12 protein-coding genes and 1 pseudogene are annotated in these 11649 nt (G+C 54.9%); 8 read left to right on the top strand and 5 right to left on the bottom strand.

What is annotated here, in order from left to right:
• Nucleotides 1-658, bottom strand: a pseudogene (locus PMI41_RS16755) (flagellar biosynthetic protein FliO); the annotation flags it as partial.
• Nucleotides 659-968: 310 nt separating this feature from the next.
• On the opposite strand from PMI41_RS16755, the gene PMI41_RS16750 reads away from it, so the two are divergent.
• Nucleotides 969-3563, top strand: coding sequence for a response regulator (locus PMI41_RS16750; RefSeq protein WP_040855474.1), 2595 nt, complete (start codon nucleotides 969-971; stop codon nucleotides 3561-3563).
• 28 nt (nucleotides 3564-3591) lie between these two features.
• Here the strand turns inward: PMI41_RS16750 and PMI41_RS16745 are convergent, their stop codons facing one another.
• Entirely contained in the window at nucleotides 3592-5082 is a 1491-nt protein-coding gene (locus PMI41_RS16745) for an AbgT family transporter (protein WP_008126780.1), read from the bottom strand.
• 35 nt (nucleotides 5083-5117) lie between these two features.
• Complete coding sequence (locus tag PMI41_RS16740) at nucleotides 5118-6275, bottom strand: amidohydrolase (RefSeq protein ID WP_008126779.1); 1158 nt, start codon at nucleotides 6273-6275, stop codon at nucleotides 5118-5120.
• A 128-nt stretch (nucleotides 6276-6403) separates the two neighbouring features.
• Between PMI41_RS16740 and PMI41_RS16735 the strand changes: the two genes are divergently transcribed.
• Nucleotides 6404-7324: a LysR family transcriptional regulator gene (locus PMI41_RS16735; RefSeq protein WP_008126778.1), complete on the top strand. Its 921-nt coding sequence runs from the start codon at nucleotides 6404-6406 to the stop codon at nucleotides 7322-7324.
• Between the two features lies 1 nt (nucleotide 7325).
• On the opposite strand, the gene PMI41_RS16730 is transcribed toward PMI41_RS16735, so the two are convergent.
• Both PMI41_RS16730 and PMI41_RS16725 read right to left on the bottom strand, forming a co-directional pair.
• Entirely contained in the window at nucleotides 7326-7664 is a 339-nt protein-coding gene (locus PMI41_RS16730) for a GFA family protein (RefSeq protein ID WP_008126777.1), read from the bottom strand.
• A 69-nt stretch (nucleotides 7665-7733) separates the two neighbouring features.
• Nucleotides 7734-8156, bottom strand: a complete 423-nt coding sequence (locus PMI41_RS16725; protein ID WP_008126776.1) for a GFA family protein — start codon at nucleotides 8154-8156, stop codon at nucleotides 7734-7736.
• 283 nt (nucleotides 8157-8439) lie between these two features.
• Between PMI41_RS16725 and PMI41_RS16720 the strand changes: the two genes are divergently transcribed.
• The 6 genes from PMI41_RS16720 to PMI41_RS16695 all read left to right on the top strand — a co-directional run bounded on the left by PMI41_RS16720 (nucleotide 8440) and on the right by PMI41_RS16695 (nucleotide 11642).
• Nucleotides 8440-8982, top strand: coding sequence for a hypothetical protein (locus tag PMI41_RS16720; RefSeq protein ID WP_157179424.1), 543 nt, complete (start codon nucleotides 8440-8442; stop codon nucleotides 8980-8982).
• Entirely contained in the window at nucleotides 8979-9635 is a 657-nt protein-coding gene (locus tag PMI41_RS16715; RefSeq protein WP_008126772.1) for a hypothetical protein, read from the top strand. The genes PMI41_RS16720 and PMI41_RS16715 overlap by 4 nt, the downstream gene beginning before the upstream one ends.
• A 56-nt stretch (nucleotides 9636-9691) precedes the next feature.
• Nucleotides 9692-10213, top strand: a complete 522-nt coding sequence (locus PMI41_RS16710) for an ATP-binding protein (protein WP_008126770.1) — start codon at nucleotides 9692-9694, stop codon at nucleotides 10211-10213.
• A gap of 63 nt (nucleotides 10214-10276) precedes the next feature.
• Nucleotides 10277-10810 (top strand): AAA family ATPase, encoded by a 534-nt coding sequence (locus PMI41_RS16705; RefSeq protein ID WP_008126768.1) that lies wholly within the window; start codon nucleotides 10277-10279, stop codon nucleotides 10808-10810.
• Nucleotides 10811-10911: 101 nt separating this feature from the next.
• Complete coding sequence (locus PMI41_RS16700; RefSeq protein ID WP_008126766.1) at nucleotides 10912-11232, top strand: metalloregulator ArsR/SmtB family transcription factor; 321 nt, start codon at nucleotides 10912-10914, stop codon at nucleotides 11230-11232.
• Entirely contained in the window at nucleotides 11232-11642 is a 411-nt protein-coding gene (locus tag PMI41_RS16695; RefSeq protein ID WP_008126765.1) for an SRPBCC domain-containing protein, read from the top strand. The genes PMI41_RS16700 and PMI41_RS16695 overlap by 1 nt, the downstream gene beginning before the upstream one ends.
• Nucleotides 11643-11649 lie beyond the last annotated feature (7 nt).

Below are 11649 nucleotides of genomic sequence, written 5' to 3'. Positions count from 1 at the left end.
TGGCGCCTGCCGCAATGACAGGAGCGACATAAGGAGCTGCGCGGGACGGTTCAGGTGTTGCTGTTACCGGTGGAATGGGGGCCATTGGCGGAATGGGCGGCAATGGTGCCGGTGCTGGTTGCTGACGCGGTGGTTCCGGCGGACGGATATCCCGCGGCGGAACCGGCTGAGGTGTTGGCGTGCGCAGCGGCACTTGCGGCGCTTGCTGCAATGGCGGAGCAGGTCGCGTTACCGGCGCTGTTGCCTGCGGTGCCGGAGAAACCGGCTCGGCCCGTGGCGGCTCGACAGGCTTGCGCTCGGTTTTCACCTCAGGTTCGGAGATGCCGTTGGTGGCAGGTTCGATACGGGAAGGCTGCTTGGCAAACTGCCTTATGTTCTGTTCAATGACAACATCACTGGGGCCGCCGATCAGGATCAGGTGTTCGACATCGTCGCGTCTGACAAGCACCAGGCGCCTGCGATTGTCTACCGCAGCGGCGTCGGTTACGGAGAGTCGCACCTGCCGGTTGCGACCACCGGCCACGAAGGTTCCGCCCGTAACCCGCCGCAATACGGCGAACACAAGCAGCAGCAGTACAATGACCAGGGCAAACAGAAGAATAAAACCCACGATGGGGGCGGCGGTGTCGCCAACGACTGTGGCAAGCCATGCATTCATGACGAACTCTCCTCTATAACATCCACCAAGCCCGAAAACTTGTTCCCCGACAAGGGCTTCGCAGTATATTCCCGGGGAACACTAGCGAGTGGACTTCGCAGTCGCAACCCTGATGATTCTTAAATGGAATTCCCTTATAAGGCGTGGAATAAAGCTTATCCGATAAAGGATAGGGTTTAACGCCAGTCAAAGATATGATCCAACCGATTCGAGAAATGATAACGCAAGCGGCGCAGCCAATGGGCGGCATGGCGGTTTGACGGTGAACAAGGGGCTGAGACGTATGTCTCAAGAAACGAACAACGGACGAATGTCTCAAGAAACGAACAGCGATCTTTATCCGGAGCCGATCATCGCCAACACGAAATCGAACAAGGCTGGCTTGCGCCTTATCCTGCTCGGTATCGCGCTGGTCGGAATTTCCGTGCTCTATTTCATCTACCGCGACCAGTTGGGCCAGCAGTTCCTGCTTGGCCTGCTTGGCCTGCTTGCCATGACCGGTGTTTTCTACCTGTTCGGTTCTGCCATCAACGTTATCCAGTTCACGCCGCGCGGTACCAGTGACGAGCTGACACGGGCTTTTGTCGATACCTACCCTGAAGGCACGGTGGTCTGTGATCAGAAGGGCCGCATCGTTTACGCGAACCGCGCCTATGCCGAAATGACGGGCGTTACCAGTTCCAACGATGTCCGGCCGATTGAGCACATTCTTTCCGGGGAAGCTGCCGCTTCCGATCCCATTTACCGCCTTGCCAACGGTCTTCGCGACGGGATTTCGGGTCAGGAAGAGCTGCGGCTGTCGCGTCCGCTCGATCCGTCCCGCGAGCCGGTGCCGACATGGTATCGCGTCAAGGCGCGGCCCGTTGCCGGTATCCCCGAGCAGACTGTGCCGGTTTATGCGTGGCAGATTTCTGATATTTCTGCCGAGCGCGCCGAACAGGAGCGCTATTTCCAGGATATTCAGGAAGCAATCGATCATCTCGATCATGCGCCTGCCGGGTTCTTTTCGGCCGATCCCGATGGCCGTATCATCTATATCAACGCGACGCTGGCCGAATGGTTGGGTATTGATCTGACACGCTTTACGCCGGGTTCCATGACTGTGCGTGAGATAGTTGCGGGCAATGGCATGGCACTGATCAATGCGGTGAAAACGGAAGCGGGAACCAGCCGCAATACCGTTATCGATCTTGATCTGGCGAAGGCCAATGGTCAGAGCCTTGCGGTCCGGTTCTATCACCGCGTCCAGGCACAACGCGACGGCAAGCGTGGTCCGACACGAACAATAGTCCTCGATCGTGCCGAGGGCGAAGATACATCAGCTGCCCTGCGTGCTGCAGAGGTGCGGTTTACACGCTTCTTCAATTCCGCGTCGATGGCCATTGCCGCCGTCGATTCAACCGGCAAGATATTGCGCACAAACGCGCGTTTTCTCGGTTTGTTTGCGCCAGTGGTTGATCGGGATGACATTGACCGGCGCATTCCGCTGGAAACCGTTGTGCATGAGCGTGATCGTGAGGCGTTTGATCGTGCTTTGGCTGCCGCATTTGCCGGCAAGGCGGAAATCTCGCCCGTTGACACCGTTATTCCCGGCAATGAAGAGCGGCATCTGCGCTTTTATATCAGCCCGGTTTTCGATGCTGGCGCGGATGGTTCCGAAGAGGCGGCGATTGTGTCGGTGGTGGAAACCACTGAGCAGAAGGCGCTCGAAGCCACCATGGCACAGAGCCAGAAAATGCAGGCTGTCGGGCAGCTTGCAGGGGGTATCGCGCATGATTTCAACAATGTGCTGACGGCGATCATCATGTCGTCAGACCTGCTCTTGACCAATCACCGCGCATCGGACCCGTCTTTTGCCGATATCATGAACATCAAGCAGAATGCCAATCGTGCCGCATCGCTGGTGCGACAGCTGCTGGCCTTCTCACGCCGCCAGACATTGCGTCCGGAGGTTCTCAACCTTACCGATGTCATTGCCGATGTGCGCATGTTGCTGACACGCCTTGCGGGTACACAGGTCAATCTCAAGATCGAACATGGCCGCGACCTGTGGCAGGTCAAGGCCGACCTTGGCCAGTTCGAGCAGGTTGTGGTCAATCTGACCGTCAATGCGCGCGATGCCATGCCCGAAGGCGGTGATCTGATTATTCGTACGCGTAATATGGGTGAAGCGGAAACCACCCGGCTGAATTATCGTGACGTGGTGCCAGGCGATTATGTAGTGGTTGAGGTTGCTGACAGCGGTACAGGTATGACACCTGAAACCATTGCCAAGATTTTCGAACCCTTCTTCACCACCAAGGAAGTGGGCAAGGGCACCGGACTTGGCCTTTCAATGGTCTATGGCATCATCAAGCAGACCGGCGGTTCGATCCACGCGGAATCAGAGCTTGGCAAGGGCTCGACCTTCCGCATCCTACTGCCGCGCTTTGTTGAAGGCGTTGAACCGCTGGTGCTGAACGCAGAAGGTGAAGTGGTCCAGATCGAAGCTCCGAAGAAAGAGAAGAAGCCGGAGAAGGCAACCGATCTTTCCGGTACGGCAACTGTTCTTCTGGTTGAAGACGAAGATGCGGTGCGCATGGGTGGGCTGCGTGCGCTTCAATCACGCGGCTACACGGTGCATGAAGCATCCAGCGGCGTCGAGGCTCTGGAAGTGATGAAGGAGTTGGACGGCAAGGTCGACATCATCGTGTCCGATGTGGTCATGCCGGAGATGGACGGTCCGACATTGCTGCGCGAGTTGCGCAAGGAATATGGGGATATCAAGTTCATCTTCGTTTCAGGCTATGCGGAAGATGCCTTTGCCAAGAACCTGCCGGAAGACGCGAAATTCGGCTTCCTGCCGAAGCCATTCTCGCTGAAACAGTTAGCAACGGTCGTCAAGGAGACACTGGAGAGCGAATAGCGCCTGCTTTCCGCTCTCCAGCTTTTCGTTACTTGATAAACAGCCCCACACCCGGTGCGAGTGGCAGGCCAACCTCGATCCAGAAGACCAGGAAGGCTGTCCAGGCGACAAGGAATCCTATGGATATGGGAAGTGTCATTGCTGCCAGCGTTCCGATGCCTGCGTCTTTCTGGTAGCGCTGCAGGAAGGCAAGACAGACTGCAAAATACGGGCTCATTGGCGAAATGACGTTGGTAGCAGAGTCCGATATTCTGAACGCTGCTTGCACCAGCGCGGGCTCCAACCCGACCAGCATCATCATCGGCACGAAAATCGGTGCCATCAGTGACCATTGTGCCGAACCTGATGTGATGAAAATGCTCATGACGGTTGCCAGCATGATGAATGCAAGCACCAGAGGTGTCCCGGCAAAACCGCTTGCATCCAGTACATGTGAACCGCTGATTGCAATCCATTCGCCAAGATTGGTCCATTTGAACCATGCAAGGAACTGCGAGATCGCGAAGAACAGGACCAGAGTTGGTGCCAGTTCTTTCAATGCTTCCGTCATCAGGTTAACCGCATCACGGGCGTTTTTAATTTTGCCAACGGCTTTACCGTAAATCCAGCCGACCAGCAGAAAGAACACAGCCAAAAGTGCAACAATGCCTTCAAGCAGCGGCGAGGGCACCAGACCGCCGGTTTCGTTGCGCAACGGCGATCCTGCTGGCAGGGCGATGGCAAGTACCAATATGACAAATGCCAAGGCAGCCCAGCCGGCAAGCTTCAAGCCGCGCAATTCAGTTGCACCGATTGGCTCAAGATTGAGAACCACGTCACCATCATATTTGCCGGCCAGTGGCTCGACGATGCGCTCGATGACAAATGTACCCACCAGTGATAGCAGAATTGCTGAACAGGCGATGAAATAGTAATTGTCGAGTGGTGAGACATAGGCCTGCGGGTTGATCGTATGCGCCGCACTTGTCGTAATGCCTGAAAGAATCACGTCCACCGGTGTAATCAGCAGGCTTGCATCATACCCTGCACCGACCGCCACATAGCCCGTTACAGCCCCGACAAGCGGATTGCGCCCAACGGCCTGAAAAATCATCGCAGAGAGCGGGATCAAAACGATATAGGCGGCGTCTGACGCCACGTGACTGCACATGCCGACAAGGAAAATCACGAATGTCGTCAGTTGCCTAGGCGCTTTCATCACGCTCACCTGCATCAGACTGGCGATGAGACCAGCACGATCAGCCACGCCTATGGCCAGCATAATAACGAGGATCACGCCGAGCGGCGGGAACATGACATAGTTCTTGGCGATAGAGGTGAGGGCAAAGACCAACCCTTCGCCGGAAATGAGGCTCTGTACGAAGACTTCCTTGCCGGTTTTGGGATTGATGCCACTTGCTCCACCCATGGCCATCAACCAGGACACGACGGCAACAACGAGACAAAGGATCAGGAAGAGAATGAATGGATGGGGCAGGCGATTGCCGGCCCTTTCAATAATGCTGAGTAGACGCTGCATGGCGAATATCCTTCAATCGGAATGGAAAGAGTGGATCAGCGGCGCGCGAGACGCCGTTCTGCTATGGCCGTAAACATGCCTGCTGCCACGGGGAGTATTTCGTCTCGGTAATCGTAAAGCGGGTGGTGCAGATAAGCGCCGTCTTCACCATTGCCAACAAAGAAGAAGCAGCCGCGAATCTGTTCGAGGTAGAATGCAAAATCCTCAGCTCCCATGGTGGGAAGCGTATCGATTCTGCCTGACTTGTCTTTGCCGACAGTCTCGATGGCGGTTGAGATCACGAACTCCGTTTCTTCCGCATTGTTCACGACAGCGGGGATACGCATGGTCTGGTTGACCTGCGCCACGGCATTATGTGCTTCGCAGATTTGGGCTACCACCAGCCGCAACTCCCTATCGATAACTGCGTAGGCGGCAGGGGAGCCATCGCGTGTATTGATAATCAGCGATGCACTGACGGGAATGATATTGTGACTGTTGCCGCCATGAAACTGCGTAACGGTCACAACACCCGATTCCAACGGCGAGAGACGGCGTGAAATCACGCTCTGGAGGCCCTGTACAACAGCGGTCCCGACAAAGATCGGGTCAACGGCAAGATCTGGCCGCGAAGCGTGTCCGCCTTTTCCGGATATGGATATTTCATAAAGCGAACTGCCGCCCATGGTCGGTCCGGATTTGGCAAAAACACGCCCGAGTGGATAGCCCGGTCGATTATGATAACCGTAGATTGCGTCGACACCACTCAGAGCACCTGCTTCGATCATTCGGGCTGCGCCAAGCCCGCCTTCTTCAGCTGGTTGGAAGATCAGTTTCAGACGGCCCGAAAGCTGGTCCGCCATTTTAGCCAGCCCATCTGCCGCCAGAAGCAGCGAGGCCGTGTGGCCGTCATGGCCGCAGGCGTGCATCTTTCCTGCATTTTTAGACGCGTATGGGAGCCCGGTTTCCTCAATGATTGGCAGCGCGTCCATATCTGCCCGGAAAGCGATGGTAGGACCGGCCCGCCCTGTGTCGAGCGTCGCGACGATACCCGTCTCGGCAAGGCCGGTGACAACATCATATCCAAGACCACGCAAACGGGCAGCCACCAGATCGGCGGTGCCATGTTCTTCATATTTCAGTTCAGGATTGGCATGAATGTAGCGGCGGGTTTCCGTCGCATAGTTGATTGCTTCGATTGAAAACGCGTTCATCGACACTCCCGTTTTAATGTTCCGCTTGGCCTGATTGGCCTTTTTGACGTTGATAACAGCGTCACAAACATGCCACAATCGCTTTAATTCGTATAAACCGTTGCCGAAACAGCAAGGCAAGATTGACCATGCAAAGCACTGCACTTCGTTATTTTCTTGAGGTTGTGAAGTCTGGCTCCATCGCCGATGCCTCTTACCGCCTCAACGTCGCAAGCTCTGCGATAAGCAGGCAGATTGCCAAACTGGAACGCGAATTGGGCGTGGAACTGTTTGAGCGGCGCCCGCGCGGTATGGTTCCCAGTGCTGCCGGTGAAGTTCTGTCCGCCCATGCCCGGCGCACAATGCTTGACGCCGAACGTGCCACGGCAGAGATCAAGGCTTTGCAGGTTCCCGATCGCGGATTTGTGCGCTTGGCCAGCTATGAGGGCTATGCAGTTGATATTCTGTCGGAAGCAATTGCTGTATTCCGCAAACGCTATCCTGGGGTCACATTTCATTTGTGGGTCGGGAACTCGGTCGAAGTGGCGCAGCTTATTCAGGATGGCGAAGCTGACATAGGCACGACTTTCAACCTTGCTCCGCCGCGCGGTGTAAAGATCGAGCAGGTCGTCCGCCGCCCCATGCACGCCCTGATCCCGAAACATCTGCCGCTGGCCGAACTGGAAGCAGTGACGATGGCGCAAACTCTGGAATATCCTGTAGCCCTGCCGGACAAGGGGCGCACGCAGCGACACCTCATTGATGCGGCTTTTGCCATGCAGGGACTGGTCGTCGAACCTGTCATGTCGACGAATTGTATCTCAGCACTGCGACGCTTTGCTGATACGGCGGACTGCATCCATTTCACCAGCGCGGTCCGAACGCCCGGGCGGATGGAAATGGGAGAGTTCGTGGCAGTTCCTGTTGAAGACGAAGTCATGACGGATAGCGTGCTGCATATATTGACGATGGAGGACCGCACTCTTCCGGTCGCAGTACGCGCATTCCTTGATATGCTTTTGGAAGATCTGCATCCTTCGGAGCGGGGTGAAGCGGCAAAGCTGTCATGAACTAACTTGGCCCTGCGCCTTTACGTTGCGGGATTTTCTGAAAGATCGCTTTGCCGAAGACCCGCGCGTTTACAGCCATGCGGTTGTACGTAGGATCAACCGGTGCCCAATGGGTGGTGCAGCCGCAGCTACTGCAGAAATGAAACTCAATTCCTTTGTCACTCCAGCAGTAATATGAGGTCGTTCCGGTAATCATCACCTGATCAACCGGAAAATAAGCCCACAAAGCGCCGCGTTTCTGGCAATGCTCGCACTGGCAGTCGTTCAGTTCTTCAGGGACGGTTGCAATTTCAATGCAGACAATACCGCAATGACACGACCCGCTGACTTTGCCCGGCATACCAACCCGCTCCACGCTACTTTGGCTTTGTGGGCCCGCTTGTGGCCCTGATTTATCTACGCAACAGTATCATGGATCGGGAGCGTAGTCCTGATCGAGACTTTCCTGAAAGCCCGTTACCTCTTGCGCAAGATTTACCCAGCGATGCTTCGTGCGCTCGAATATTGACAGGGTAGGGCCAGGAAAATCCGGGTCGCCCAATGCTCCAACGCCCACGCCAATCATTGTCGGTGCAGCGTCCGCATTCCAATAGACTGTCGAGCCGCAGTGCGGGCAAAAATACATGCGTACATTGCGGCCACTTTCGGCAATACGGGTGAACTTCGTGGCAGCGCCAGAAATCACGACTGAATCAATGGCGTAAAATGCATTGACGCTGAATGGTGTGCCGGTCCGGCGTTGGCACGCCAGACAATGGCAGGCTGCGACCAGCTTTGCCGGCTCCCGCATCAGAAGTGTCAGTGCGCCACAAGCGCATCGGGCAGTGGACATGGAAAATCCTCCGTCTTTCCGGTGAAACAGTTTTGGGGATGTGGGTAAGGCGCAATTCAAATCGCCAAAGGCGTGATCCTGCACGGATCAGAATGCGCATCCCAGACAAACACAGCTCACGTGAAGCTGTCAACAGTGGCACGGACCCTTGATAGGAATCGGAATTTCAGTATCATGGATGCAGGATTTGATTTTCTTTTTGTCTTTTGAATTGCGTGCCCGCTTTGATGGCACTTCGAATTTGTAATGCGAGATTTTTTAAGGACCCGTAATGCGCTTTTTCATGCATGTTTTTTCAGTTTTCGCCGTTTTGACCATTGCTTTTCTCTCTGCGAATTCCACAACCCTTGCAGATTATGACGACCCCAAAAAGCTGAGCATTGAAGCGGCGGACGGCACACCTCTAGCCAGTTATACGCCGGAGCAGCTGCAAGCGGCGTTTGCGCAGCATGAGGTTGAAACCGTCATACCCTGGTTGAAGGCTGAAGGAGCGGTCAGCTTTCGCGGGCCACGGCTCCGCGAGGTTATGGCAAAACATGGTTTGGACAATCGCGACATCCTTGCAATCGCTTTTGACGAATACACCGCCAATATCAGCGTGGAGGATATGGATGCCTATGCCCCGATCATTGCGACCGAGATCGGCTGCCGTGAGGCGGATTATAAAAGTGGCCTTTGCCTGAAAGAGGAAAAGTTCAGGCCACTGCGGCAGGAGGAAAATGGTTATTTCCGCTTGATTTGGCCGTCAGCCCAATTGCCGAAATCCAGTTCTGAAAATGATCCTCGCTGGATTTGGGCGCTGGTTGTTTTGAGGCCATCATCATGAAGCACCTCGGTCAATTTCTTGTGGTGGTGGCTTTCATTGGCCTCAGCGCAGCGATGGTTTTGAGCGCCTGGTCGTTCATGAACTCCGACAGGCAATGGCGGCAGACCTATATTCTGCTGGGGCAGACGGGGGAAATTCAGTCACGCGCCCACAAGCTGCAGGAAAAACTGACGCGAATTACCGGTTACCTCGAACTTGCCGCCAAAACGGGCGAAGAAAGCCCGCGGCTGCCGACAACAATGATCGGCCTGAAAACCAATATACAGGAGCTGCTGTCGGCCGATTATCTTGATGAGTTTTTGAGCGAAAATGAAATTACCGCGCTGACCACCCATCTGCACGTCGCCGATGCCAGCTATCTTTCGATGAACAGTACTGACAGATCATACCCCGACGTTCTGCAGCAATTGCACCCTGTGAAGGAGAATGTATCGCGCATTCTGGCGGTTCTTACCGCCCGAGCCCAAATTCTGGGGGAAACAACGCAAATGGAATCAAAGACATCAGCCTACAGATTGTTGTTTGCGCTGGGCTCGGTGCTTTTTCTTGTTGCTGCCATAGCGCTGTATCTTGCTTTTTTTTTGCTGAACGTACGAAAAACCATATCCGATCTTTCTCATCGCTCTTCGCTCACCTCACCGCCAGCCGGGTAGCGGCGCTGCGGTTGTTCCTTAGCTATCTGCCCGAGCGTGGAACCAGAGACCCCGATATGATCAAGGCGGCGCTTGCCACTGCCGATGAACTGATAACGATCAGCAATGGCCTTTTGCGCAATGGCACTTTCGACAATGGCGCGCGCAGATCGCTGGAAAAAGTCATTGAATCTTCCATAGCCTTTTATCCAGAAAAGGTACGTCTGGTGCTGGAGCCCCAGGCCGGGCAGGCGCTTGTGCCATCTTCCCAGTTTCATCTGATCATTGAAGAGCTTCTCCGTAATGCGATCAAAGCTGAAGCTCCCGACCGGAAGATTGAGATCTCTATCCACGGACGTTTGCGCCGCCGCTGGCTGTTTCGCAGGTCGCTTGTGATTGATATTGCCGACAATGGCGTGGGCATGACCAGGGAAGTGCAGAGCAAGGCAGTCAAATTGTTTTTTTCGACCCGCGCCGGCACTCATCTTGGGCTTGGGCTTACCAACATCGCTGATAGTCTGGCAGCTGGCATGGGGCAACTTCGCATCAGATCGATTGCGGGGGAAGGCACGACGATCCGGATAATCTATCCCCTGTAATGCGGGGGCTACCAATGGCCGGAATCGTGCCATTATGGGCCTCGACTCTAGACGAGGTTACATATGCTGATCATCATGAGCGGTCTGCCCGGAACCGGAAAAACCACGATTGCGCGGGAACTCGCCCGTCGCCTGAATGGCGTCTATCTACGTGCTGATACGATCGCGCAGGCGCTTATTTCGGCCAAGATCATGATCGATGACAACAATCCAACCGCCTATATTGTTGGATATGCCCTTGCGGAGGAAAATCTGCGGGCAGGCGCAACCGTCATCGTCGATTACGTCAATGGCATTGAACTGACCCGTCAGGCCTGGCGGGATGTGGCAGCGCGAGCCAACAGCGGCTTCCATGAGATAGAGATCGTTTGCTCGGACCCGGTGGAGCACAAACGCCGTGTCGAGACCCGGGTTTCAGACATTTCCGGCCTGGTTTTGCCCACCTGGCAGCAGGTCGTGGATCGAACTTATGACAAATGGCCTGCAGGAACGACAACTGTCGATACGGCAGCCGTGAGCGTGGAGGAGGCTGTTCACGGCTTGTTGGTTCAACTTGGAAGAGATGGCGATGAACTCGGAGGCAGGTTCTCGGGTTAAACATGTCGCGATAAAGCCTTGTCTTTAATTCACAACGTGGGCTTGACTAACATATAGCTGAGTAGTTATAGATTGACGTATAGCCAATGAGTTATATGTCAATGCAACCCAATCATGATCTCATTTTCAAAACACTGGCGGACCCGTCCCGGCGGGCTCTTTTCGAGCGTATGTGCCGGGAAGGCGAGCAGACTGTTGGAGCGCTGACCGATCAGGCAGGGATATCGCAGCCAGCAGTGTCGAAGCATCTCGGGGTGCTTAAACAGGCGGGCTTGGTACTTAGCCGCCAAGACGGGCGCAATATTCACTACAGCGCTCAGATAGGTGCCTTGTCGTCGTTGATCGACTGGACAAATCAAATGGCCGGATTCTGGGAAAACCGCTTCGACGATCTTGAAGACTTACTCAAAAGGATGGACTGATGACCGATCTAATGACTGAAACTCGCTCGGTTGTTGTTGAGCGCGAGATATCTTACCCGCCAGAAAAGATTTGGCGCGCCTTGACCCAACCTCACTTGATCGAGGAATGGCTCATGAAGAGCGATTTCCGGCCGATTGTCGATCATCGTTTCAAATTCAGCGCCGATTGGGGTGCGGTGGATTGCAAGGTTTTGACAATAGAACAGGAAAAATCCCTGTCCTACACATGGGATGCCTATGGGCTGGAGAGTGTTGTTACCTGGACGCTGACCCCAACAAAGACAGGCACCAATTTGCGCATGGAACAGTCAGGCTTCCGCCGCGATCAGGAACAGGCCTATCAGGGTGCAAAACATGGCTGGGCGCAATTCTTCGATGCGTGCGAAAAGGTTTTGGCGCGGATAGATTAGCAAAGGG

Source organism: Phyllobacterium sp. YR531 (genome assembly GCF_000282595.1).
GTDB lineage: Bacteria > Pseudomonadota > Alphaproteobacteria > Rhizobiales > Rhizobiaceae > Phyllobacterium.
The sequence above is the reverse complement of the archived record's forward strand: the minus strand, read 5'-3'. Positions and strand labels throughout refer to the sequence as shown.

What these genes read in the sequence shown, in the direction of transcription:
- PMI41_RS16695 (WP_008126765.1), top strand. Translation starts at nt 11,232, where the DNA reads ATGACCGATCTAATGACTGAAACTCGCTCGGTTGTTGTTGAGCGCGAG.
- PMI41_RS16745 (WP_008126780.1), bottom strand. Translation starts at nt 5,082, where the DNA reads ATGCAGCGTCTACTCAGCATTATTGAAAGGGCCGGCAATCGCCTGCCC.
- PMI41_RS16730 (WP_008126777.1), bottom strand. Translation starts at nt 7,664, where the DNA reads ATGCCGGGCAAAGTCAGCGGGTCGTGTCATTGCGGTATTGTCTGCATT.
- PMI41_RS16705 (WP_008126768.1), top strand. Translation starts at nt 10,277, where the DNA reads ATGCTGATCATCATGAGCGGTCTGCCCGGAACCGGAAAAACCACGATT.
- PMI41_RS16735 (WP_008126778.1), top strand. Translation starts at nt 6,404, where the DNA reads ATGCAAAGCACTGCACTTCGTTATTTTCTTGAGGTTGTGAAGTCTGGC.
- PMI41_RS16740 (WP_008126779.1), bottom strand. Translation starts at nt 6,275, where the DNA reads ATGAACGCGTTTTCAATCGAAGCAATCAACTATGCGACGGAAACCCGC.
- PMI41_RS16720 (WP_157179424.1), top strand. Translation starts at nt 8,440, where the DNA reads ATGCATGTTTTTTCAGTTTTCGCCGTTTTGACCATTGCTTTTCTCTCT.
- PMI41_RS16725 (WP_008126776.1), bottom strand. Translation starts at nt 8,156, where the DNA reads ATGTCCACTGCCCGATGCGCTTGTGGCGCACTGACACTTCTGATGCGG.
- PMI41_RS16750 (WP_040855474.1), top strand. Translation starts at nt 969, where the DNA reads ATGTCTCAAGAAACGAACAGCGATCTTTATCCGGAGCCGATCATCGCC.
- PMI41_RS16715 (WP_008126772.1), top strand. Translation starts at nt 8,979, where the DNA reads ATGAAGCACCTCGGTCAATTTCTTGTGGTGGTGGCTTTCATTGGCCTC.
- PMI41_RS16700 (WP_008126766.1), top strand. Translation starts at nt 10,912, where the DNA reads ATGCAACCCAATCATGATCTCATTTTCAAAACACTGGCGGACCCGTCC.
- PMI41_RS16710 (WP_008126770.1), top strand. Translation starts at nt 9,692, where the DNA reads ATGATCAAGGCGGCGCTTGCCACTGCCGATGAACTGATAACGATCAGC.